Raw genomic sequence first — 23,154 nt, 5'->3', positions numbered from 1 at the left:
TCAGCTACTCCGATGTCCGGCATCTCCCAGAGAAACGGGAAGCGGAATGGCAACAGGCTGTGCATCTTCAGGTGGGGCCGGCGGTTGTATTTCTCCAGCAGCAAGCACGTCCTCTATAAGCGGAATCAATTTGGCTAATGTTTTACTACTGCGAAAAATATCCCTGCACGCCAAACGGACTTCCCGGTCCGGCTCACCAGGGTTACGACGCGCTATCTCAAAAGCTTTCGGTACAACAGTGTCAAATTTAATGATGTCTGCAATATCGTAAACAAAGGAAAGAGGCTTTCCTGTATGCACAAACCCAATAGCGGGTGCATAACCAGCTGCAAGTATCGCCGCTTCAGTTACGCCGTATAAACAGGAAGTTGCAGCGCTAATGCATTGGTTGACCGTATCGCCCTTTTCCCAGTCTTTCGGATCGTAGCGACGTCCATTCCATGTCACGCCGTATTGCTTCGCCAGAAGTGCGTAGGTTGCCCGCACGCGACTGCCTTCTATACCTCGGAGTTGTTCTACGGAGCGTCGGGCGGGCGCTGGTTCGCCAAACCGTAGTTCAAACATTTTGCGTACCACTTTCAGACGCAAATCTTCATCCAGAGCAAGTTTTGCCTGATAGAGCAGCTTATCTGAACGCGCACCACCAGGCTGACCAGAAGCATAAACACGAACACCCGCTTCCCCCACCCATACCAATAATGTTCCAACTTGCGCAGCCAAGCGTACAGCTGCATGCGAAACCCGTGTACCAGGCTCCAGCATGATGCAGGCAACCGAGCCAACAGGAATATGAGTGCGGATCCCTGTCTTGTCGATAAGTACAAACGCGCCATCGATTACATCGATCTGCCCATATTGCAGAAAGATCATGGAGACGCGATCTTTGAGTGGAATGGGGTTAAGAGGAAGCCAGGTCATTTTATTACACCTTAATCACAGTGGAGCCAGGGATAGCAAGCCACATCCCATCGATTTGGCTGGCCCAATACCTTGCTGTACAAGATCTATTAACGCTGGCGCGTCGTTGATGGTGATCACCCCTTCAAAGCAAACCGTTTGGATCTTTCCACTTTTACCATCACCAGAAAAATACTGTGGTCGTTCCGATATGGGATGCACATCTTCAACGCGCGCGGCATTGCCCAATTTACGCTGCAACCACGCGATTTGTTCTGCTTCTTTTATTAACGGAACCCGACAGCGTTTTATATTCCCTTTACTGTCCAGGCGTTTTTGATTGTCGAGAATAGTTTTTATCGGATTTGCCCGAAGCCGAAAATAGAGTGGAACACCAACCTGAAGTTGAAATTCAACCTGTTTAGTTTTAATGACTGTCGCAACGGCAGTTGAAACAGGCATTTGCGCTGACTGCAATAAAACATGACAGCCTTCTGGTGTGTTTCGCTTCTCAACATGAAAAAGAAAATCACGAGCAGCATCCGGTCTGTTTGGAAATAAATGCCATAATCCCTGGTGAAGTTGGTAAAGATCCCTGCTCCAGGCCCTGGCAATGATGACTTTACTGAGATACATCCATACCTCCTTTAATCACATACCATTCTCGGGAAGCAAATTGTCGAGGCAAGGTGATCATCGGTTCGTCGCGCACCGTAAATTTTAAATGATGCCCGTCAACTGATTCCTCACTATAAATATCGCCGCCAACGGGCTCATAATTTAATAGCACCTTCTGAGGATCCGATGCCTGACATGTCCCGAGAAAAAGCGGTTGTGTTAGCGGACAACTCCTCCGCCCCAGATACGGTGTATACCGAGGCTTTAATACTGCTTTTTCAAGTTCTGACATAACCATCGTTGCCTGTGGTGTTAACCAGAGAGCGACGGTAAAGGAGGCATCACATAAATATTCGCGCCATGTTTGAATCGTTTCATGACTTTTCAAACCACGGTAATCTTCTCGCGCTCCAAGGACTGTATGGTAATCACGCAACCCCGTTACAGACACACGACGATCGTCAAGAATGAGTTCATCGCAGCGCACTGCAAATTGCACACTCTCTGATAACGCCTGTAATGAAGAAGTATCATCACGTTGGATCCCAAGACAAGCCCCGAGTAGCCCTAATAACCCGCTTCGGGTCGGAAATCTTCCGGTAGGTCGCGTTCCTTCAAAGGTCGGCTGCCCCCAGGCTTGCATTGGCCCAGCAAGTCGCAAGATCAAATAAGATCTCATGTTCACGCCTCGCCATTATTACGAACCCAGGACTTTAACTGTTCTAAAGTAGGCATTTGCTGTACCTGGCCAGTAATAGGGTCTACATCAGACAAGCTGAATTGCGCAGCGGCTCCGTTCAGACCATATCCATTGGCAACGCGATCCCAATATTGATTAAACGCCTGTAAAGACGGTTGCAAAAAGCCATCGTTCGCTTTCACCGCTTTTTCAAAAGCATTTGCCATAGAAAGTGGCATATCGGAGAAATTAACCATTACCATATCCGCAGGGTTAAAAGCGGCATAAGTACGCTGTTTTGCTCCAGGGACCTCTGTTGCCAGCATATGAACAACATGGGTTGCAATTTCCAGAGCCTGCTCCCTGGAGGCACCGCCTAAATTTTCCTGAAGTTGAGCGAGGTTAATATTGGCATAACGATAAAAAACACCCGATGAAAATTCCTGTGTTCCCAGATGTGCAGAACCTTGTTCCTGTAAATCATCTACGGCGGTGAACCAGTCAATATCAGAATCAACCTGATGGGTAGTGATCGCGTGCGCAATAGACATTGCACCATCAACTTTTCCCAACTCACTCATCATGCCGCTGGTTGCCATTCTTCCACTAAGCGCAATATCAACACCCTGCTGTAAATTCACACGTATGGCGGCAATATCTTCCTTAAGAACTTTGAGCAGCTTTTTATCATCCAGATTATCAGCCTCTGCTTTTGCAACCTGCTCACAGAACCAGGCTATTTCCCCCACAACCCAGGGAGTAACCGCATCGGCAGAAATCTTTTCGGCTTCATCAACTGATTTACCGGAGAGCAGCGCTAATGTCTTATCGATGATTTTTTGGTCAAAACGTTCACTAAGTTTTTGCCGAAGAACATCACGTAATTGTGCAAGATGAATTGTTCTGAGACTGGATTCACCAATATTTTGTGCGTAATAATCACTTTTACGCATCGCACGTTTAAGGCTTTGACTTGAAATTCTTACTCGTCTTTTCCCGCCGAAAATAGCGTCTTTCTGCATGTTCATATCGTCGCGGTTCAGACATGAAGGGCTGTGAGAGATCAGAACATGAATATTGATAAAGTTAGACATAGAAAGGTTTCCTTACGCATTTTTGTTTGTGGTCAATACAAAATCTTCCAGAAGTTGCTGGCGTTCGCGCTTTCCCCACCAGGTCAACATCCTGGCCATTAATGGCCAGTCAAGTACGGGTTCGGCGTGAGCAAGCAATCGACGTAACTGGACCATATCGGCTGTTCTGTCAGCCCGAATTAATTGAAAGATACGGCGCTCGTTAATTCTTCCACTATTGGCTAAAGCTCTTCCCAACGAGATACCTGTTGTTTGCTCCGGTTTTTTGTCCTGATGTCGGATGACATTCTTTCCTGCGCTCAGGCAAAACACCATGCGTAAAAGAGCCTGCTGGTGACGTGGGTTTTCCCAACCAAAAGGTTGCACCAGCCTATAAAACGCAGGGATATCGCGTAATTCATCAGGTTCTGAAACACGTCTAATTTGCGCACATGCTCCGTTATCCAGTTGTTGCCAGGCTCGATATAAAGCCATTGCATCAATTTCATCAGCCATTTGATGGCCCTCCTTGCGGTTTTAACTCCCGTAAATGTTTGTATAGCGTGGCGCGGGCGAGCGCTAATGTGCTTATTAATTTAGGATGATGTGCATAGGGCGCTACAGATTGATTAAATAACATTTCACACAATTGATGAAGTTTGTCTCGTAAATCAGCTATGACCTCATCAGCCTGGGAAAAATTAACATTCGCCAGTACATCGGGAATTAATAATTCACTCTGTCGATAGAAATGCCTTTCTGCAGTCTCATGAACAGAGACTCCAGCCCCTTTAAAGTCTTTATTTTTAAACCCTTCTGCAAAGGTATATAACGCCTTGCGTAAGGCTGTTTTATATCCCAAACCAACAGTAACTATTTCGTTTATCACATTGCCGTATTGTTGCCACCCCTGATTAAACATCAACACATCATGACGCCGTTCAAGAATAGATGCTTGATTATTACGATATCCCCCCATAATCAATTCAAGAGGACTTTGCGGCGCAATATTTCTGAATTGATTCACAACCGCCGCCACGCGATTTCCATTTTCATTTTGAATAATCTTATCTACCACAACTCGGCTGATTTGTGTCCATGATGGTGCGGAGGTGGTGAAAGCAAGAAATTTTTCCTCAACCTCCCCTTTCTTGACTGTTACCAGATAAGGGGAATGCGGATGGGGCCATAGCCCATTAACTGTAAAGGTAAATTTTTCCTTAAGAAAACCGGTATAACGCAAATTGCTTTCCTGTCCACAGCAAGAACATTTTCCAATCCCAATGGGATCGCATAATTCATTATGCGCAGGTTGCCAGAATAAGCCGCGGACAAAGCCAATTGACGAAGCTGGCACAGATTCATTGGGTTTGACAGGCTTAACCCAGGTAGGTTGGTTTTCCGTATGTGATTCATTGGGAAATTGTTTTTGAAGACGAGGTATTGTGAGGACATTGAGTAACACCGTCGAGCGAAGATCGATCCCACGTACGAAGGTGGTTATAGGTGTTCCTCCACGTAAACCGCTTTTAAAGCCACCACCAAAACCAGGTGCCTGATTCGCCTGGTTGAATAACGCAATCGCAGTGCATCCACCACATAATGCTTCACCCTGACCCGGTTGATTGACAAAAGCACAATTCGTCGCGCCGCTTACCCCTGCCAACAGTTTTTCCATTGGAGTCACATCATTTGCTTTGACACCTTTGGTCTGCATAAAGGGATGTTCTGCGTGATTAAGGTAGAACATATCTATCCACGGCGCGATGAGTTGTTGAAACTCATCTTCAGTGAGCGGATTCATTATGCGATGTCGAAATTCAACGTCATCTTTTGCCGGGTCGATAATTTGCCCAATGCAAACCAGCAGTGCTAAAGCGGCCAGTTCCATATCGTCACGGGGCAAACTTAATCGCCACTGATCTCTACTGCAGTATAGCGATTGCAGATTTATGATTTGGACTTTCCCCCCGTTTCGCGGGCGTACAGGGATCCAGTTATCAATAAGCAAATTCATTTGTTCTCCTTCATATGCTCCGACATTTCTCCTGCATTTCTATACGTCGGCACACTTCCGTTATCGGTAAAAACAAAGAAAAAATACGGCGTAATTAATTCAATAATCACATTCACTGCAAAAATATATTCATTGGTTAAATACAATTAACCTATACATATATTAAGATGTGTTGAATTGTTTAAAGACAATAATGCATGCATTTCAAATCTGCAAGTTATTCGTTTTATTATCAAAGAAACTTTTAGTTATAATAATTACCATAAATTTTATTACATAAAATATTCATACTGCGAATATAAAATCTCATACCGGGAAATTAAAAGAAGATGTACATTGTGCACCTTCCCTACTTAAGTAGGGATAAACCGTTATTGGTCTTGTTATCGTCATTGATACCAATCATTCCCGAAGTTATTTGGGATTTGCAGGGATGACTCTGGTCATCCCTTCATCCCGAGTGTAGGTAATAACAATACTGTTACCCTGCCAGAACCATCCATCCTGATTCTGTTTCCCTTCCAGCCAAAGTAACCCATCTTCATCTACTACTTCAGAAAAACTACGTTTCCAGGTGAAGGGTACATTGACGCGATTAAGTGCAAGCGCCTCATACTGCTGTTCATAACTTAGGTCCTCGTAGACCTGGCCATCGAGCAGTTGTTTACCTGAAGACGTTTGTACATAAGGCAATAATGGCAGGCTCATTTCCCCATCCCTCGTTACCGCAAGAATGGTTTCATCGTTATCCTGCAAACTATATTCTTCAGCCCACTGCAGAACCTTGCGAGCCTTGAACCTCTTTTCACACTCAGCGCTTTCAAACTTATCCATGCCTTTGATGACCCATTCTGGCTCATCCATTTCAGCATCATCGTAAATGCTATCCAGCCATTGCCGGTAGGCATCAGGGAAAAATAAGGATGCTCCATTAAGTTCCTCAATATGTTGCTGCGTCCGCCACATGACTCTAACGTTGCTATAAATATGCTCATGTCGTCCGTAACCCTCGCCATCAGGCAGCAAAATGGTGGCAACAGGAATCTCAAAACCAGCGGGACGATATTTGCGATGATGGCGATGTAAACGACCCAATCGTTGGAAAAGCAAATCTGCGGGACAATGCTGGGTAATTAACCAATCAAAATCAACGTCGAGCGATTGTTCCACGACTTGCGTGGCGACAAGTATTCGTCCAACATTTCGCTCCCCATTTTTTCCGAAATCGCTAATAACACGATTCTCTTTTTCTCGACGATCGTTCAGCGTAAAGCGTGCATGAAACAAATCTATATCTACTTGCGTGTTATTTAGCTCCTTTAGCCGTTGGTAGCATACTTGTGCAACGTCAACCAAATTGCAAATAAGACAGACTTGTGCACCCGCGTTTGCCGCTGCGATCATTCGCTCTAACATCGTAAGGTCAGGTAACATGTCAGCTAAATAAATAGGTTCTGGCTGAATCGAAAAGCGGGGCGGGAGTTGTTCTGGATGAGCTAGCAGATCAAAACGTTGCGCACCATTCACACCTCGCCAGTTAATGAGTGGATATGCGGAGTTATTTTCCACTGGATCTGTATGCAGACCATAAGTATCCAGAAGTTTCTGTTTTTGTTTCATTGGTAGGGTTGCGGAAAGAAGAATAACACTCCCTCCCACATCAGCCTGAGCCTTGAGCACTGCCTCCAGCAAGCCGTTCATATAGGTGTCGTAAGCATGAACTTCATCAACAATTAAAACACTTCGACCAATTCCCAAACCACGGATAAAGCGGTGTTTAACTGGCAATACCGATATCAACACCTGATCAATCGTGCAAACGCCGATTTGCCCAAGAAACACTTTCTTATTGCTTTGTGACAACCACTGACAACACTGAACCCACGCTTCTTCTTGCCCCTGTTCAGTAATCGCGCGTGATTTTATTGATTGAAAGAGGTGGTTAAACCGTGAATTGCCATGAGCAAGAATAAGATTTGGGGATGAAAATAAGTGGCTCGCGCTCGCTTCCATTCTCGTAAGCATAGCATTCGCGGTAGCTTGTGTTGGGAGGGCAAAAATAACACTATCCGCAATTTGTTGATCAATAAGTTTCCAAGCATAGGCCAGCGCTGTTTCCGTTTTACCGGAGCCTGTAGGTGCCTCTATTACCGTCAGCCCGGGAGCTACTGGAAGAGCATCAACTAACACCTGTAATTGTCTGGGTTGATAGCCATTGTCCAGTAGTGCATGAACACCTTCATAACATCGCTTATTTGATACAAGTCCACTCAACTCCAATACCCGGCTCGCATCCTGCTGTCGGTCCTGGAAATACGTTCTCAGAGCATTTATGTCGGAAGGCGCATCCTCATTAAACAGAAAGGTATTCGTTGTAGTCCAGGAGCCTAACCAGTCAGCAAGCGAGCAAAAACCTGCTAACAGTGATGAACAATCAGGTGGTATATCGTTTATAGATAACCCCGCTGGCGTTAAAAATAATGCTTCCAGTACAGATATCCACTCCTCACGAGCCTGTTTATCTTGCGCAGCATAAGATGCCAGAGAAGCTGGCATTTCCCAACGCGACTTATCTTGATCCTGGGAATGTAATATAAAACCATGATGTCCTGTAACGGCCTCTACCCATGGAAACCAGGACTCATAAGGATGAGGAGCGGCATCAAAAAAACTGAAAAAATCCCCGAGAGATTGCTCTGAAAGTGAATCCTGGTTAAACCAATACAGACCGGCTGCACCATGATTAAATTTACGGCACATTTGTGTTGATGGACCATTAAGTGATGGCGTTGCAGGATTTAATTTCAGCCAACTTTCTGCTGATTTATATTGGAATCGTATATCAAACTTTCCAATATCATGAAGAGCAATGAAAAATAACAGCCAGGCCTTCACCCTCTGTTTTGATAGCATTTCATTTCGGCAAAAAGTATTTTGCAGTACGACTGATTGATCCCACCAGCAATCTGCAACAGCAGCAACATCAAGGCAATGATACATTAACAGATGAATATCATTTCCTTTCGTCAAGCTTTTTGAGGATTTTCCCCAGTAATGGCATATATATTTAAAAGGTTCCATTAATAGCCTCCCTGTTTTTTTAGTATTATCGATGATATCAGCGGGCTATTTTTCGATGCTGCTCATAAATATCGAATTACAGTGATATACACATGTCTTGCCTCCCTGCAAAGAAGAGACTAACATTCGAATTGTTTGGGTTCGAACGTAAGCCTCAGGTTGTACTGACCCCAAAAAGTTGGACAGTTAAACACGAGGCATATAGGTCTGATTCCGATATTCAATTGGAGTCAGACCTTTTAATTTCAGGCTAATTCTTCTGCTGTTGTAGTATTCAATATATTCCGTAACAGCATCCTTCAGTTCGCTTATATTACTGAACTCATCAAGATAAAAACACTCCGACTTTAAGGTTCCAAAGAAACACTCCACCACAGCATTATCCAGACAATTGCCTTTTCTGGACATGCTTTGTTTAATACCATGTTCTTTAAGGATATTTTGATATCTTCTCATACGATACTGCCATCCCTGGTCAGAGTGCAGAACAGGATGCTCGTGAGGATTAAGCTTTTTGAATGCCTGATCGAGCATATTCTCAACCATGTTCATCACTGGTCTTTCCGAAAGGCTGTAAGAAATAACTTCGTTGTTGAAGAGATCTATTACTGGAGACAAATACAGCTTGCGCCCATTGACTGCAAATTCAGTAACATCGGTAACCCACTTCTCGTTTGGCCGCGTAGCCTTGAAATCTCTTTGGAGAACATTAGGGGCGGTTTGCCCTACATCTCCTCTGTAAGAGCGGTATCGCTTGACCTTAATCGCTGCTTTAAGTGAGAGGGTTCCCATCAGGCGCTGAACAGCTTTATGGTTAATCTGTTTCCCTTCTCGATGAAGAGACAGCGTTACCCTACGGTATCCGTATCGGCCTCTATTCTCGTGATAAATCTCACTAATACGCTTTTTAACGTCCGCATACTTGTCAGGCTTGCTGAGAGCCTTTAGATGATAATAAAACGTACTGCGCGGTATCTCCGCAGCCCTGAGAAGCTCATCAAGAGGATAAAACTGCCTTAGCTCGTTGAGTACTTTCACTTTTTCGTGGGATGAGCTAAGGCTTTCAGCTTTTTTAGATACATAAGCCGCGTTTCAAGAAATCGAACTTGCCTTTCAAGATCCTCAATGCGTCGGTCTTTTGACAGCTCCAATGCTGATGCCGCTTTTTCTGGATCAACTGATATTGCAATGTTTCTTTTGGTGCCAATCTTGAGCGCGCGTAAACCAGCTTCTCCGCGCTCTTCATAGACCTTCAGCCACCTGGCTACAGAACCACTACCAGCAAGCATAAAGTGAGCAGCAGCCTGATTAAGGGACATGTGCTGCTCGATCACAGCTTTCACGACCTTAATACGCAACTCTGGATCAGCACTAACGCCTTTAGGTTTGGGAATTAAACCTTTTTCTCCATGTTTTTCATAGAGGGCAACCCATGTCCTGACCTGGGTTCGGGGGACACCAAAACGTGCCGAGATGATCCTGTAACCATCATCAGTTGTGAAGTAGTGATTCACGACTTCAAGGCGCTTTTCAAAAGGGTATTTTGGCTTTGACATATTAGGGGCTATTCCATTTCATCGTCCAACAAAATGGGTGCAGTACAGGTTGATAGAAATATCGCCTGGGGCTTTTGTCCATCTGGAACCTCGCGAATGCTTAACGCTAGACAGCCTCAAGCACCCAACGCCATTCTATACCTGTTAATTTTCCCTGCGATGTTCACCTTTAAATGCCGGAATGCTGCTCGCAAAATAAAAACGCCCCCATCATTTCTGACAAAGGCGTTTAATTTATCCGGCAATATTTACCCTTCGTGTAACCCACATTCCCTTTTTAAGCCAAAGAAACGCGTTTCTTCTTCCGCCATGCCGGGTTCCCATTTACGGGTTGTATGGGTATCGCCCACCGATAAATATCCTTCATCCCATAATGGGTGATATTTCAGGCCATGTTTTTGCAGGTACTGATAAATAGTTCGGTTATCCCAGTCGATAATCGGCAGCACTTTAAATACGCCACGCTGAATTGCCAGCACCGGTAAATTGGCGCGACTGCCGGATTGTTCACGGCGCAGGCCAGCAAACCAGGTTTGCGCATTCAGTTCTTTCAGAGCCCGGTTCATCGGTTCGACTTTGTTGATGTCATTGTACTTTTCAATGCCTTCAACGCCCTGCTCCCACAGTTTTCCGTAGCGTGCTTCCTGCCAGGCTGCGCTTTCGGTAGCACGGTACACTTTCAGGTTGAGCTTGAGTTTGTCCGTTAACTCGTCAATAAAGCGGTAGGTTTCCGGGAACAAGTAACCCGTATCGGTGAGGATCACCGGAATATCCGGGCGAATTTGATTCACCAGATGCAGGCTCACCGCCGCCTGAATGCCAAAGCTGGAAGAAAGTACATATTCACCGGGCAGATTATCCAGCGCCCAGGCTACGCGGCCTTCAGCGTCCAGTTTTTCCAGTTCGGCGTTAGTTTCCGCCAGCGCCAGAATGCGATCTACCTTCGGCAGTTCGTTCAGGGCGTTTAGATCGAGTTTGGACATAGATTCCTCACTGTTTGCCTTGCCTGATGCGACGCTCACGCGTTCTTATCAGGCCTACAAGACCGGACTGATGGTTAATCCCACAAATCGCGCGCCGGATCGAGCACCGGGCGAATGATGCCCGCACGCACCGTAAAGTCGCCGAAGCCTTCACCCGCTTCGCGCTCTTTCGCCCAGCGCCCTATCAGTTCATCAAGCGACGCCAGGATTTCCGGCTCGGTGATGTTTTCTTTATACATCCGTGGGATACGTGTCCCAATGCGGTTGCCGCCAAGATGCAGGTTGTAGCGACCCGGCGCTTTACCCACCAGGCCCACTTCCGCCAGCATCGCGCGACCACAACCGTTCGGGCAGCCTGTTACACGCATCACGATATGCTCATCGCTGACACCATGTTTCGCCATTAAATTATCGATGTTGTCGATAAAAGACGGCAGGAAACGCTCTGCTTCCGCCATCGCCAGCGGGCAAGTCGGGAATGACACGCAGGCCATCGAGTTTTCACGCTGCGGCGTGACGGCATTCATTAACCCGCTCTCTTTGGCGATCTTCTCGATCTTCGCTTTCTCGCTTTCCGGTACACCGGCGATGATCAGATTCTGGTTCGCCGTAATGCGGAAATCGCCTTTGTGGATCTTCGCGATCTCCAGCAGGCCGGTTTTCAGCGGACGCCCCGGATAATCAAGGATGCGACCATTTTCGATAAACAGCGTCAGGTGCCAGTTATCATCAATGCCCTTAACCCAGCCAATACGATCGCCTCGTCCGGTGAACTCATATGGACGGATCGGTTCAAATTTGATCCCCGCGCGACGCTCCACTTCCGCTTTAAATGTCTCAACACCCACGCGCTCCAGCGTGTATTTGGTTTTGGCATTTTTACGATCGGTACGGTTACCCCAATCGCGCTGAGTCGTCACGACGGCTTCCGCCACCGCCAGGGTATGCTCCAGCGGCAGATAACCAAACTCGCTCGCCGTGCGGGCGTAGGTTTTCTTATTACCGTGTTCGATGGAAAGCCCGCCGCCCACCAGCAGGTTAAAGCCTACCAGCTTGCCGTTTTCGGCGATTGCCACGAAGTTCATGTCGTTGGCATGCAGATCGATATCGTTCTGCGGCGGGATCACTACCGTGGTTTTGAATTTACGCGGCAAATAAGTCTGACCGAGGATCGGTTCTTCATCGGTGGTGGCGACTTTTTCCTGATCGAGCCAGATCTCCGCATACGCGCGGGTACGCGGCAGCAGATGTTCAGAGATTTTCTTCGCCCATTCATACGCTTCCGCGTGTAGCTGCGACTCGTAAGGGTTCGAGGTGCAGAGTACGTTACGGTTCATGTCGTTAGCGGTCGCCAGCGCATCAAGACCAACCGAGTGCAGCATCTGGTGCACCGGTTTGACGTTCTTTTTCAGAATGCCGTGGAACTGAAACGTCTGGCGGTTGGTCAGGCGAATGCTGCCATAGATGGTGTTTTCACCGGCAAATTTGTCGATCGCCTGCCACTGTTTAGTGGTAATCACCCCACCCGGCAGACGACAGCGAAGCAGCATCGCGTGGCGCGGCTCCAGCTTCTGTTCAGCACGTTCGGCGCGGATGTCGCGGTCATCCTGCTGATACATGCCGTGGAAGCGGATCAGCAGGAAGTTATCGCCCTTAAAGCCGCCGGTCAGGCCGTCGTTTAAATCTTCCGCAATGGTGCCGCGCAGGTAGTTGCTTTCAAGCTTCATGCGCTCGGCGTCTGTCAGTTTTCCTTCGACCACTAAAGGCCCTGGATGTTTTTCGCTCATTAGTAGACATCTCGCTGATAACGGCGCTCTACGCGCAGCTCACTTAAAAATTCATCCGCCGCTTCGGTGTCCATGCCACCAAATTCGGCAATCACTTCCAGAAGTGCCTGCTCAACGTCTTTCGCCATGCGATTAGCGTCGCCGCAGACATAAATGTGGGCACCATCATTGATCCAGCGCCACAGCTCCGCGCCCTGTTCGCGCAGTTTGTCTTGTACGTAAACTTTTTCTTTTTGATCGCGCGACCAGGCAAGATCGATACGTGTCAGCACGCCATCTTTGACGTAGCGCTGCCACTCCACCTGGTAGAGAAAATCTTCCGTAAAATGCGGGTTGCCAAAGAACAGCCAGTTTTTACCCGGTGCTTCATCGGCAGCACGTTGCTGCATAAAGGCGCGGAACGGCGCGATGCCGGTGCCTGGGCCAATCATAATCACCGGGGTTTCCGGGTTAGCGGGCAGGCGGAAGTTATCGTTATGTTCGATAAATACGCGGACTTCGCCCTCTTCTTCCACACGATCCGCGAGGAAGCTGGAGGCACCACCGGCACGAGCGCGGCCTTCCACGTCGTAACGCACCACACCAACGGTGACGTGTACTTCGTTCTCGACTTCCGCCTGCGAGGAGGCGATGGAATACAGGCGCGGGGTCAGCGGACGCAGCAGATTAATCAGCGCTTCGGCATCCAGTTGCGCCGGAGAGAAACGCACCATGTCGACAATCGGCGTGGTCGCGGCGTAATGCTGTAACTTCGCTTTATCGCCCACCAGTGGCAGCAGTGTTTCGCTGCGGGTAAGCGTGGCGTAATTCTCAACAATGTTGGCGGTGTTGACGGTCAGTTCGAAGTGCCACTGTAGCGCTTCGTTCAGAGGCAACGTTTTGCCCTCGACGGTGACAGGTTCATCGCCTTTCAGCCACAGCAGTTCGACAAGTTCTTTCACCAGTGCCGGATCGTTCTGATACCAGACGCCCAGCGCGTCACCCGGCTGGTAACGCAGGCCCGAGTCACCTAAGTCAATTTCGATATGGCGAACGTCTTTTTCAGAGTTACGTCCGGTAATTTTCTGGTTAACCGAAAGGCTCGCCACCAGCGGAGCGTCTTTGCTGTACGGGCTGGAGTGGATTTCATTTACCGCGCCAGTAGCGACGGATTGCGAAGGTGCCGCGACAGGCGCACGCGATTTAAGCGCATCAACCACGCGGGCGCGCCACTCGCTGGCAGCAGCCTGGTATTCAACATCGGCATCGACACGGTCGAGCAGGCGTTCACCACCCAGTTCCGCCAGCTTGCTGTCGAAATCTTTCCCGGACTGGCAGAAAAATTCATAAGAGCTATCGCCGAGGCTAAACACGGCAAACGCGGTGTTTTCCAGCTTTGGCGCTTTTTTGGAGAACAGGAACTTATGCAGCGCGACGGCTTCTTCCGGCGGTTCCCCTTCCCCTTGCGTTGACGTCACTACGATGAGCAGTTTTTCGCTGGCGATTTGTTTGAATTTATAGTCGCCCGCGTTCACCAGCTTAACGTTCAGTTTTGCTGCTAATAAATCATCACGTAATGCTTCAGCAACCCGGCGCGCATTGCCGGTTTGCGAGGCGGAGATAATAGTTATACCCGGCATTTCTGCGGCTGGCGCTGGCGTCGCTGCAAGCGCAGCAGGCTGCTGATTGAGTACGCCCCAGAAATAGCCAGAAACCCAGGCAAGCTGGGTGGGAGTTAAATCGGTCGTGGCCGCCTGAAGGCGTGCCAGTTGCTCCGGGTTCAACGGAAGCAACGCGGAAGGTGGGACCTGTGTCGTCATGCGTCGTTATGTTCCAGTAAGCAAAGCTGTTTCTGCGCCCTGTCAGCGCCCATAAAACAGAAGAGAAGGTAAGGTTAACGGGGCAAACGGTGTGGATTAAAGACGGGATAGCGATAACTAATAACCAAATCGACTAACCTGTTTTAGCAATAGTCTTTAACAACAAAATAGATTAACCAACCTAATGAAAAACAAATGAATTTAGCCAATCATTAAGATAAATCAGCGATTTTGCGCAACAAAGTCGTTTTAGATAATGCGAAAAAACAGCCTTTCCGGTACTCTACGGCGGTTTTATCGTCCTGTAGAGAAATTATGATGTCCACCACGTTATTTAAAGATTTCACCTTCGAAGCCGCTCACCGCTTACCACACGTCCCGGAAGGGCATAAATGTGGTCGCCTGCACGGGCATTCCTTTATGGTGCGACTGGAAATTACCGGGGAAGTCGATCCGCATACGGGCTGGATTATCGATTTCGCTGAACTAAAAGCGGCGTTTAAACCAACCTACGAGCGCCTCGATCACCATTATCTCAATGATATTCCAGGTCTGGAAAACCCAACCAGCGAGGTTTTAGCAAAATGGATTTGGGATCAGGTTAAACCCGTTGTGCCGCTGTTAAGTGCGGTGATGGTAAAAGAAACCTGCACCGCAGGTTGTATCTATCGCGGCGAATGATAAGAGTGTGTCGGCGGTCAATTTCCCTTAAGTAACGCTATGTTAGGGTGTTGTGTTCTGGATATCTGGGGCATGACATGGAAGACGACTGCGACATTATTATTATTGGTGCCGGTATTGCAGGCACCGCTTGCGCGTTACGCTGCGCGCGAGCGGGTTTATCCGTTTTGTTACTGGAACGCGCTGAAATCCCCGGCAGCAAAAATCTTTCCGGCGGGCGGTTATATACCCATGCACTCGCGGAACTCCTCCCGCAATTTCATCTGACCGCGCCTCTTGAACGACGCATCACTCACGAAAGCCTTTCCCTGTTAACGCCGGATGGCGCAACGACGTTTTCCAGCTTACAGCCCGGCGGTGAATCCTGGAGTGTATTACGTGCACGGTTCGATCCGTGGCTGGTTGCCGAAGCCGAAGAAGAAGGTGTCGAATGCATCCCCGGAGCGACGGTGGATGCACTGTATGAAGAAAACGGCAGGGTGTGTGGTGTCATTTGTGGTGACGATATTCTCCGTGCCCGTTATGTGGTGCTGGCAGAAGGTGCCAACAGCGTCCTGGCTGAGCGTCACGGGTTAGTGACTCGTCCTGCTGGTGAAGCGATGGCGTTGGGGATCAAAGAAGTGCTGTCGCTGGAACCATCCGCTATTGAAGAACGTTTTCATCTGGAGAATAACGAAGGCGCAGCGTTGCTGTTCAGCGGCAGGATCTGTGATGACTTACCCGGCGGCGCATTTCTTTATACTAATCAACAAACGCTCTCGTTAGGGATTGTTTGCCCGCTCTCTTCCCTTACGCAAAGCCGTGTTCCGGCAAGCGAGCTGCTGACTCGCTTTAAAGCGCATCCGGCAGTGCGCCCGCTTATCAAAAACACGGAATCACTGGAGTATGGTGCGCATCTGGTGCCAGAAGGTGGCTTGCACAGTATGCCGGTGCAATACGCCGGTAACGGCTGGCTGCTGGTGGGCGATGCGTTGCGCAGTTGCGTCAATACCGGAATTTCCGTGCGCGGCATGGATATGGCGCTGACTGGCGCGCAGGCGGCGGCACAAACGCTGATAAGCGCCTACCAGCACCGCGAGCCGCAAAATCTGTTTCCGCTTTATCATCACAACGTAGAGCGCAGCCTGCTGTGGGATGTTCTACAGCGTTATCAGCATGTTCCGGCGCTTTTGCAACGCCCGGGATGGTACCGTACGTGGCCTGCGTTAATGCAAGATATTTCCCGCGATTTATGGGATCAGGGTGATAAACCTGTTCCACCGCTGCGCCAGTTATTCTGGCATCATTTACGTCGTCACGGCCTGTGGCATCTGGCGGGCGATGTTATCAGGAGTCTGCGATGTCTGTAGCCCGTAATCTCTGGCGCGTTGCTGATGCGCCGCACATTGTTCCGGCTGACTCCGTTGAGCGCCAGACGGCAGAACGGTTGATTAACGCCTGTCCGGCAGGTCTTTTTTCGCTCACACCGGAAGGTGACTTACGTATTGACTATCGCAGTTGCCTGGAGTGTGGCACCTGCCGTTTGCTGTGCGACGAATCAACACTACAACAGTGGCGCTATCCGCCTTCCGGATTCGGCATCACCTACCGCTTTGGATAAATAATAAGGATAATTTATGCCCCTCTTACACCTGCTCCGCCAGAATCCGGTGATTGCTGCCGTTAAAGATAATGCCAGCCTGCAACTGGCAATCGATTCTGAATGCCAATTTATTTCCGTGTTGTACGGCAATATCTGCACCATCAGTAATATCGTTAAAAAGATTAAGAACGCCGGGAAATATGCTTTTATTCATGTTGATTTGCTGGAAGGCGCGTCAAATAAAGAAGTCGTTATTCAGTTTTTGAAACTGGTGACCGAGGCGGACGGCATTATCAGTACCAAAGCCTCAATGTTGAAAGCGGCAAGAGCGGAAGGTTTTTTCTGTATTCATCGCCTGTTTATTGTTGATTCAATTTCGTTTCACAACATTGATAAGCAAGTTGCGCAATCGAATCCGGATTGTATTGAGATCCTGCCAGGCTGTATGCCCAAAGTGCTGGGCTGGGTGACAGAGAAAATCCGCCAACCGCTGATTGCCGGTGGGCTGGTGTGCGATGAAGAAGATGCGCGTAATGCGATTAACGCGGGTGTCGTGGCGCTTTCCACCACGAATACCGGGGTCTGGACGTTAGCGAAAAAATTACTTTGACGGGATAATCGTAACCAATTGAATTTGGTTTGATTTGTAGGCCGCACGCCACATCCGACATTCAGCGCCTGATGCGACGCTTGACGCGTCTTATCAGGCCTACAAGTCCCCAGGCCAGAACCGTAGGCAGGATCATCCGGCAACACGTTATTGGCAATCTGCGTGAATGTTTGTCACCAGTGCCTCCAGCACCACTTTCCAGTCATCAACCACGCCAACATCTGCCTGTGAAAATACCGCAGCGCTGGCGTCATGATTAATCGCCACCACAAACTTGCTATTGCGTACGCCCGCCATTAACGCTGCTGCGCCAGAAGCGCCAACAACAATACACACCTCAGGTGCCAGCAGATGTCCGGAAATACCAATCACTTTTTCAGCATCAACGCCACCGTTCATCACTCGCGCCCGACTGTAGCCCACTTCGGCTCCCAGCTTTTCTGCCAGCATAGCGATTTCCTGGTTATCTGCCTCTCCGCCCTGCCCCACCACCAGCACCCGTCTGGCCTCAGCTAATGGGTCGCGGGTAACATTTTTCAGATCCTCTGTGCTAACCAGCCAGTCCGGAAGCGCACCCGGGACAATGTTCAGTTGTTGCATTCCAGAGGGCAACGTGGCGTTTTTCGCTGCTCCCGCCTGACGCGCCAGGGAAAGGCATAGCGGGCGTTTTTCTGTTTGCAGCGTCGCCGTTAGCGCATTTCCCCAGTGGGATTTGCGCACGCTTACGGTTGGAATATCTAACGAAGTCACCTGGCAGATGCTTGCACCATGTAAATGCCAGGCCAGCCGGGTCGACAGTTCATCGCCAAACGTTCCCGGCGGAAAGAGAACAACGTCCGCAGGCGTTCGCTGCCACTGTTCCACCAACGCATCCAGCACCTGTTCCGCCACTACAGGCTGAGGTTCAATCTGCCAGTGCGCCAGGGTACAACCGCTGAAATCCTGCGCCGCCAGCCAGCTTGCTATTGCGGCATTCTCCTGATTTATTGTCACAATTGCGATATTCATGGCTGCATCCTTTGGCGTAAATAGTCCTGCCATAGCTTTTGAGCTTTTTCTGCTACCGTTTGCCCATCAATCAGCGTCGCTCCGCGTCGTTGCTCTGCTCTTGCCAGTTGCAGACACTGCATCGCTGGCATTTCGGCAGCAACAGTTTTACGGATAATTTCTGCTTTCCCCGCAGCCATTCGCTGGCGCATTCCCGGTACTGGCAAGGCCACTTCACCGCACTGACGCACGGCAATCACCGCAGGCAAGCGAACCCGGCAACAACGCAACCCATGTTCAGTACGCTGTTCGAGGGTGATAAACAGCGCGTCGAGAGTGAAACGCTCCACCTGGGTGAAGCAGGGCCAGCCCAGCATTTCCGCCAGCAAAAATGGCGTTTGCCCATTCTGCCCTTCGCTGCTTTGGCAGCCGGTAATTATCAGATCCAGCGGATTCTGATGCTGCCATTCGGCAATATGGCGAGCGACAAATTCCGGCGCAAAGCGCAGATCTGCCGCCGTCTCCAGCAATACAGCTTCCTCAAACCCAAGAGCCATGAGATAGCGCAGCCAGTGCAATGCCCGTTCATCCCCCATGCTCAACGCGGTTAAAGACATCGGCGTACCGTTTTTTCTCTGCGCCAACAGCAGCGCGGCAGCGGCCTGTTCATCAGCACCGAGTAAACTTCGCAGTAGCGAAATATCCGGTCCGCTTTTACCCTGAGCCGCCGCCTGCCACTCTTTTTCCGCCAGCATTCCGGCATCCGGTTCGGCTTTAAACGCTAACAGAATGTTCATTCGCACCTCCTACATTTCCCGCCGCCACCAGCGGGAGGGCTTTAGTTTCTGGTGCCCATAGCCAGGTCACAACAAAACCAACCAACAACACTGTCGCCAGGAGCAATAAGGTGACTTGCATTCCCCACTGCGCCAGCACCCACGGCAGCAGGCCAGTACTTACCGCCGCGCCAAGTCGACTCATGGCAGTGGCAAAACCGACGCCCAGCGAGCGAATGTCAGTAGGAAAACTTTCCGCAGGCAAAATGCCCACCAGATTACTGACTGCCGAAATGGTGGTGCTGAAGAGAACAAAAAGCAGCAGCGTTAATGAACTGCCGGAAGGCAAACAGGCCATGACTACCAGCGTTGCCGCCAGCAGCAAAAAACTTCCCAGCAAAAATTTGCGATGTGCCAGCAGGTGCGTCAGAACTAATCCCAGCAGCGCGCCCACAATTAACAACGCATTAAGCATCAGGCTGGCAGTCAGCGCATCTTCCAGACCAATAGTCTGGGCGATAGTTGGCAGCCAGGTATAAATCACAAACCATGGGATTACGAGGCAGACAAAGAAGACGCTGTTAAACGCCGTGCGCCGCCAGTAACGCGAAGAGAACAAGGTTTTGATGTGTTTATGGGTCGCCGTTACCACTTCATCGCCCAGTAAAACATGGGGACCAAAATAGCGATGCACGATAGCGTGAGCTTCTGCAAAACGCCCCTGGCGCAGTAGCCAGCGTGGTGATTCTGGCGTTCCCCAGCGTAATAACGTAATCAACAACGCGGGCAGAGCTGCCGATGCCAGTAGCCAGCGCCAGGCCTCCGGGTTTTCGGAAATAAAGTGATGTCCGGCAATACTTGCCAGCACATAGCCTACGGTCCACACCACGCTGAATGCGCCCAGCAAAATACCGCGATGGCGGCGCGGGGAAAATTCAGCCAGCAAGGTGTGACCTACTGAATAATCGCCTCCCAGACCAATGCCAATCAAAATGCGCAGTCCAATAAGATGCTCTGGCGTGGTGGCAAAAAATTGTAAAAACGAAGCAAGCGTAATCAGCAAAAAGCTGAAGGTGAAGATTTTTTGCCGACCAATATGGTCGGAGATCCACCCAAGAACCAGGCTGCCAAGGAACAAACCAAGGAGCGCCGAGCCGCCGATCATTCCCGCCATAAACGGCGTCAGTTGCATGGCGGGCGTAAGCTGAATAATGGCGTAACCAATGACGCCGAGAACATAACCGTCGGTCAGGTGTGCGCCGAAAGTGAGCGCAGCAATGCGGCAGTGAAAACGGTTAAGCGGTAAATCATCCATTCGCACCGGTGAAGTGTTCATCTTTACCCCTTCATTGTCCGGTAATAAGAACGGCTTCTCGCCTGAGAAGCCGAAAAGGCAACGCCCCGTCATCGCGGAACGCTGCCTGACACATTATTTTTCAATCGGATAGATAGTACCCGTATTCATAATGCCATTAGGATCGAACTGCTTTTTCAGCCCTTCCAGCAACGCCCACGCGCTGCCGTGTTCCAGTTTGCTCCAGTGAACGCGATGTTTACCGATACCGTGGTGGTGCACCATCGAACCGCCGAGGCGAATGGTTTCTTCACAGATGATCTTGTTGAGCGGATTGTGGTACTTGTCGATTTCCTCTTCCGGCTTACAGTCAACGACGTTGTAATCGTAGACGAAGTACATGTTGGTGCCGTTCTGATAGCTATGAGAGGAATGACCGCCCAGCATGGTGATGTCGTCGGCGTGCGGGAACTCAGTACGAATACGGTTAATAACGCTTTCGTAGATTTCGTGGATGCAGCTCCAGCAGCCGGATACTTCGGTGGTAAAGCCCATGTTGCCGGTTTTGAGGATCTGCACACGTTCGGCAGCCACTTTATCCGGTCCCCAGTTCAGGTTGTTAAACCAGGTTTCGATCAGCTTGCTGTCCACGCGCTGGCATTGCGGGTAGCGGGCAACGATTTCCGCAATCCCTTCGCCCGTCACCTTCGCAATGCGAGGGTTACCTTCAGCCATAAAGATCAGCACGCATTTTCCGTCGGCAAAATGGGTGAAGTGTTGGGTGCCATCTTCAGCGTCATACAAACGAGCGATTGACGGACGATACCCTTCCACCATGATTTCACGCAGGATGTTGAAGCCGGTTTTCATGTCTTCCAGGATATAGCCGTAGAAGAGGTTGTTTTCCGGGGTGAATTTAAAGATTTTCACTGTTACTTCAGTGATATAGCACAATGCACCTTCGTTGCCGATGATGATGTGACGAATGTCCGGGCCAGCCGCGCGGCGTGGCACGTTTTTAATGCGTGTGACGGTGCCATCAGCCAATACTGCTTCCAGACCAACGACCATATCTTCGATTGCGCCGTAGAGTGTGGAGAACTGCCCGATACTTCGGGTTGCTACCAGGCCGCCCATCTGCGCCAGCGGCTTTGACTGCGGAGAATGCCCCGTGGTGTAACCTTTTTCACGCAACGCGTTTTCCAGCACTTCCAGCGGAACACCACATTGCGCCGTCGCCTGCATATTCTCAATATCAATATTAATGATTTGATTCATGGCGGAGCCGTCGAGCACCACCGAGTTTTCTACAACAGTTTCCAGCCCACCTTCGGTGGCGGAAGCACCGGTACGCGGCACACCGTTAATTTTGTGCGCATTCATAAAATTCAGCACACGGGATACTTGCTCTGTGGAACCGAGTTTTACGACCGCTGCCGGAATCGGCAAAGTATAAATGCCATGAATATCCGGAAATTTACGAAAACGGTCAATACTGTTTTTCTTTAATACTGTTTCATCGGTAATTACGCGATCTGCACCAACAATTTCCTTTAGCTGGTCGACAATCGCTGCGCGAGATAAAGACATAGTAATTCCTTCCTGATAATAAAAATGGAATAATCATTAATAAGAGAAAACAGAAACCACCGTTATGGGTTAGCGCACTAAATAACCGCCATCAACCACTAATAAATGCCCGTTGACATAATTCGATGCCGGACTTGCGAGGAATACGGCTGCGCCCATTAAATCCTGAGTATCGCCCCAACGGTTTGCCGGAATATGATCAAGAACGCGCTGATTGGTTTCTGGATTACTGCGTGTCGCCAGCGTAATATCTGTTGCATAATAGCCAGGGGCGATACCATTTACCTGAATATTATATTGACCTAGTTCATCACAATAAGCTTTGGTGAACCCGGCAAGAGCATGTTTAGTGGCAGAATATGCAGGTGACCATTGTCCACCTAAGTAAGAGAACAATGAACAGATATTAATAATTTTGCCGCTTTTCTGCGGGATCATAATTTTTGCAGCTTCATAGCTTAACTCGAATGCGGCGGTCAGGTTCACATCAATCATCGGATCCCAGTCGGCACGACCGAAGTCCAGCACCTTATTCAGCTTACAAATACCGGCATTGTTAACCAGAATATCAACTGTACCGAAACGCTCACAGCAAGCAGCGATAATCTTCTGCGGCGCGCCTTCTGCGGTGATATCCACCTGCATAAAGTCCACCTCAACACCCTGTTTTTCAATCATTTCCTTTGTTTCGCCGTTATCTTTGACGAAACTAGGAATAAAGATATTTGCGCCAGCTTTGGCCAACGCCATGGCAAATGCCTGGCCTAAACCGCTATTCCCACCGGTAACAATTGCGGTTTTACCTTTCAGGGAGAAAAAATCCATTGAGAACGCATTGAGAGATTCGATTGACATAGTTAGCTCCAATTTCCGTAAGGCAAAAAAAAAGAAAGGTAACTTCCCCCGCGAGAGGGAAGTTACCTTTCTCATTATCTCTGGTAACTGGAGATAATTTTTAGCATAAGGGCATAACTGCTAATGTGATCGTAATCACAGTGTGATATTCGTATTGTCAAATAATTTTAAAAAGCAGAAGCGTGATTACTCTCACACAACACCTCTGCTTTCCATGTTATTTATTATTTCAATTACTAGAGACCTGAGAAAAGTAATCCACCTGAAAGGGCGGCTTACTTTTCTCTTT

Annotated in this window: 20 protein-coding genes; 4 read left to right on the top strand and 16 right to left on the bottom strand. The window is 49.0% G+C overall.

Annotated features, from left to right (window positions below; all coding sequences use genetic code 11):
* From cas1e to cysJ, 11 genes are all read right to left on the bottom strand, one after another.
* Positions 1–918 carry a type I-E CRISPR-associated endonuclease Cas1e gene (gene cas1e, locus AB4H76_RS05625; RefSeq protein WP_000220067.1) on the bottom strand — a complete coding sequence of 306 codons (918 nt, stop codon included), beginning with the start codon at positions 916–918 and terminating at the stop codon, positions 1–3.
* A gap of 15 nt (positions 919–933) precedes the next feature.
* Positions 934–1,533, bottom strand: coding sequence for a type I-E CRISPR-associated protein Cas6/Cse3/CasE (gene cas6e, locus AB4H76_RS05620; RefSeq protein WP_000281399.1), 600 nt, complete (start codon positions 1,531–1,533; stop codon positions 934–936).
* Complete coding sequence (gene cas5e / locus AB4H76_RS05615; protein WP_001258269.1) at positions 1,520–2,194, bottom strand: type I-E CRISPR-associated protein Cas5/CasD; 675 nt, start codon at positions 2,192–2,194, stop codon at positions 1,520–1,522. Before cas5e ends, cas6e begins: the two co-directional genes overlap by 14 nt.
* A 2-nt stretch (positions 2,195–2,196) precedes the next feature.
* Positions 2,197–3,288, bottom strand: a complete 1,092-nt coding sequence (gene cas7e / locus AB4H76_RS05610) for a type I-E CRISPR-associated protein Cas7/Cse4/CasC (RefSeq protein WP_000064446.1) — start codon at positions 3,286–3,288, stop codon at positions 2,197–2,199.
* Between the two features lie 12 nt (positions 3,289–3,300).
* Positions 3,301–3,783, bottom strand: coding sequence for a type I-E CRISPR-associated protein Cse2/CasB (gene casB, locus AB4H76_RS05605; RefSeq protein ID WP_000752797.1), 483 nt, complete (start codon positions 3,781–3,783; stop codon positions 3,301–3,303).
* The gene (gene casA / locus AB4H76_RS05600; RefSeq protein ID WP_121689816.1) at positions 3,776–5,284 is read right to left on the bottom strand and encodes a type I-E CRISPR-associated protein Cse1/CasA; all 1,509 of its coding nucleotides are present in this window, start codon (positions 5,282–5,284) and stop codon (positions 3,776–3,778) included. Before casA ends, casB begins: the two co-directional genes overlap by 8 nt.
* Positions 5,285–5,698: 414 nt before the next feature.
* Positions 5,699–8,365, bottom strand: a complete 2,667-nt coding sequence (gene cas3 / locus AB4H76_RS05595) for a CRISPR-associated helicase/endonuclease Cas3 (protein WP_088542875.1) — start codon at positions 8,363–8,365, stop codon at positions 5,699–5,701.
* A 186-nt stretch (positions 8,366–8,551) separates the two neighbouring features.
* Positions 8,552–9,921, bottom strand: a protein-coding gene (locus AB4H76_RS05590; RefSeq protein ID WP_088538165.1) for an IS3-like element IS150 family transposase whose coding sequence is annotated in 2 segments (ribosomal slippage) — positions 8,552–9,441 and positions 9,441–9,921 — 1,371 coding nt in all. Because the reading frame shifts where the segments join, the coding sequence is not laid out codon by codon here.
* A 248-nt stretch (positions 9,922–10,169) separates the two neighbouring features.
* Entirely contained in the window at positions 10,170–10,904 is a 735-nt protein-coding gene (cysH, locus tag AB4H76_RS05585; RefSeq protein ID WP_000039850.1) for a phosphoadenosine phosphosulfate reductase, read from the bottom strand.
* Positions 10,905–10,978: 74 nt separating this feature from the next.
* Positions 10,979–12,691, bottom strand: a complete 1,713-nt coding sequence (gene cysI / locus AB4H76_RS05580) for an assimilatory sulfite reductase (NADPH) hemoprotein subunit (protein ID WP_001290706.1) — start codon at positions 12,689–12,691, stop codon at positions 10,979–10,981.
* On the bottom strand, positions 12,691–14,490 hold the full coding sequence (gene cysJ, locus AB4H76_RS05575) for an NADPH-dependent assimilatory sulfite reductase flavoprotein subunit (protein ID WP_000211897.1): 1,800 nt from the start codon (positions 14,488–14,490) through the stop codon (positions 12,691–12,693). Before cysJ ends, cysI begins: the two co-directional genes overlap by 1 nt.
* A 318-nt stretch (positions 14,491–14,808) precedes the next feature.
* On the opposite strand from cysJ, the gene queD reads away from it, so the two are divergent.
* The 4 genes from queD to AB4H76_RS05555 all read left to right on the top strand — a co-directional run bounded on the left by queD (position 14,809) and on the right by AB4H76_RS05555 (position 17,363).
* Complete coding sequence (gene queD / locus AB4H76_RS05570) at positions 14,809–15,171, top strand: 6-carboxytetrahydropterin synthase QueD (protein ID WP_000108294.1); 363 nt, start codon at positions 14,809–14,811, stop codon at positions 15,169–15,171.
* A 77-nt stretch (positions 15,172–15,248) separates the two neighbouring features.
* Positions 15,249–16,520 (top strand): FAD-dependent oxidoreductase, encoded by a 1,272-nt coding sequence (locus AB4H76_RS05565; protein WP_085452711.1) that lies wholly within the window; start codon positions 15,249–15,251, stop codon positions 16,518–16,520.
* Positions 16,511–16,771 (top strand): ferredoxin family protein, encoded by a 261-nt coding sequence (locus tag AB4H76_RS05560; protein WP_000109526.1) that lies wholly within the window; start codon positions 16,511–16,513, stop codon positions 16,769–16,771. The genes AB4H76_RS05565 and AB4H76_RS05560 overlap by 10 nt, the downstream gene beginning before the upstream one ends.
* A gap of 16 nt (positions 16,772–16,787) precedes the next feature.
* Positions 16,788–17,363 (top strand): glycerol-3-phosphate responsive antiterminator, encoded by a 576-nt coding sequence (locus tag AB4H76_RS05555; protein ID WP_001130266.1) that lies wholly within the window; start codon positions 16,788–16,790, stop codon positions 17,361–17,363.
* A gap of 147 nt (positions 17,364–17,510) precedes the next feature.
* Here the strand turns inward: AB4H76_RS05555 and AB4H76_RS05550 are convergent, their stop codons facing one another.
* The 5 genes from AB4H76_RS05550 to AB4H76_RS05530 all read right to left on the bottom strand — a co-directional run bounded on the left by AB4H76_RS05550 (position 17,511) and on the right by AB4H76_RS05530 (position 22,865).
* On the bottom strand, positions 17,511–18,371 hold the full coding sequence (locus AB4H76_RS05550) for an electron transfer flavoprotein subunit alpha/FixB family protein (RefSeq protein ID WP_077492180.1): 861 nt from the start codon (positions 18,369–18,371) through the stop codon (positions 17,511–17,513).
* Entirely contained in the window at positions 18,368–19,147 is a 780-nt protein-coding gene (locus AB4H76_RS05545) for an electron transfer flavoprotein subunit beta/FixA family protein (protein ID WP_001299652.1), read from the bottom strand. Before AB4H76_RS05545 ends, AB4H76_RS05550 begins: the two co-directional genes overlap by 4 nt.
* Positions 19,125–20,534, bottom strand: coding sequence for an MFS transporter (locus AB4H76_RS05540; RefSeq protein ID WP_000147666.1), 1,410 nt, complete (start codon positions 20,532–20,534; stop codon positions 19,125–19,127). Before AB4H76_RS05540 ends, AB4H76_RS05545 begins: the two co-directional genes overlap by 23 nt.
* A gap of 21 nt (positions 20,535–20,555) precedes the next feature.
* A complete protein-coding gene (locus AB4H76_RS05535; RefSeq protein ID WP_000059307.1) occupies positions 20,556–22,010 on the bottom strand; it encodes an FAD-binding oxidoreductase in 1,455 nt (484 codons plus the stop codon).
* A gap of 69 nt (positions 22,011–22,079) precedes the next feature.
* Positions 22,080–22,865: an SDR family oxidoreductase gene (locus AB4H76_RS05530; protein ID WP_000021321.1), complete on the bottom strand. Its 786-nt coding sequence runs from the start codon at positions 22,863–22,865 to the stop codon at positions 22,080–22,082.
* Positions 22,866–23,154: the final 289 nt, after the last annotated feature.

Origin of the sequence: Escherichia sp. UTM R2 (assembly GCF_048593455.1) — a bacterium.
Classification (GTDB): domain Bacteria; phylum Pseudomonadota; class Gammaproteobacteria; order Enterobacterales; family Enterobacteriaceae; genus Escherichia; species Escherichia coli.
This window is presented reverse-complemented; position numbering and strand designations above follow the sequence as displayed.

Excerpts from the sequence above, each read along its gene's own strand:
- cas1e (WP_000220067.1), bottom strand. The coding sequence starts at position 918 with ATGACCTGGCTTCCTCTTAACCCCATTCCACTCAAAGATCGCGTCTCC.
- AB4H76_RS05560 (WP_000109526.1), top strand. The coding sequence starts at position 16,511 with ATGTCTGTAGCCCGTAATCTCTGGCGCGTTGCTGATGCGCCGCACATT.
- AB4H76_RS05530 (WP_000021321.1), bottom strand. The coding sequence starts at position 22,865 with ATGTCAATCGAATCTCTCAATGCGTTCTCAATGGATTTTTTCTCCCTG.
- cysH (WP_000039850.1), bottom strand. The coding sequence starts at position 10,904 with ATGTCCAAACTCGATCTAAACGCCCTGAACGAACTGCCGAAGGTAGAT.
- cas5e (WP_001258269.1), bottom strand. The coding sequence starts at position 2,194 with ATGAGATCTTATTTGATCTTGCGACTTGCTGGGCCAATGCAAGCCTGG.
- cas7e (WP_000064446.1), bottom strand. The coding sequence starts at position 3,288 with ATGTCTAACTTTATCAATATTCATGTTCTGATCTCTCACAGCCCTTCA.
- casB (WP_000752797.1), bottom strand. The coding sequence starts at position 3,783 with ATGGCTGATGAAATTGATGCAATGGCTTTATATCGAGCCTGGCAACAA.
- AB4H76_RS05535 (WP_000059307.1), bottom strand. The coding sequence starts at position 22,010 with ATGTCTTTATCTCGCGCAGCGATTGTCGACCAGCTAAAGGAAATTGTT.
- AB4H76_RS05545 (WP_001299652.1), bottom strand. The coding sequence starts at position 19,147 with ATGAACATTCTGTTAGCGTTTAAAGCCGAACCGGATGCCGGAATGCTG.
- queD (WP_000108294.1), top strand. The coding sequence starts at position 14,809 with ATGTCCACCACGTTATTTAAAGATTTCACCTTCGAAGCCGCTCACCGC.
- AB4H76_RS05540 (WP_000147666.1), bottom strand. The coding sequence starts at position 20,534 with ATGACGGGGCGTTGCCTTTTCGGCTTCTCAGGCGAGAAGCCGTTCTTA.
- cas3 (WP_088542875.1), bottom strand. The coding sequence starts at position 8,365 with ATGGAACCTTTTAAATATATATGCCATTACTGGGGAAAATCCTCAAAA.
- AB4H76_RS05565 (WP_085452711.1), top strand. The coding sequence starts at position 15,249 with ATGGAAGACGACTGCGACATTATTATTATTGGTGCCGGTATTGCAGGC.
- AB4H76_RS05555 (WP_001130266.1), top strand. The coding sequence starts at position 16,788 with ATGCCCCTCTTACACCTGCTCCGCCAGAATCCGGTGATTGCTGCCGTT.
- cysJ (WP_000211897.1), bottom strand. The coding sequence starts at position 14,490 with ATGACGACACAGGTCCCACCTTCCGCGTTGCTTCCGTTGAACCCGGAG.
- cysI (WP_001290706.1), bottom strand. The coding sequence starts at position 12,691 with ATGAGCGAAAAACATCCAGGGCCTTTAGTGGTCGAAGGAAAACTGACA.
- cas6e (WP_000281399.1), bottom strand. The coding sequence starts at position 1,533 with ATGTATCTCAGTAAAGTCATCATTGCCAGGGCCTGGAGCAGGGATCTT.
- casA (WP_121689816.1), bottom strand. The coding sequence starts at position 5,284 with ATGAATTTGCTTATTGATAACTGGATCCCTGTACGCCCGCGAAACGGG.
- AB4H76_RS05550 (WP_077492180.1), bottom strand. The coding sequence starts at position 18,371 with ATGAATATCGCAATTGTGACAATAAATCAGGAGAATGCCGCAATAGCA.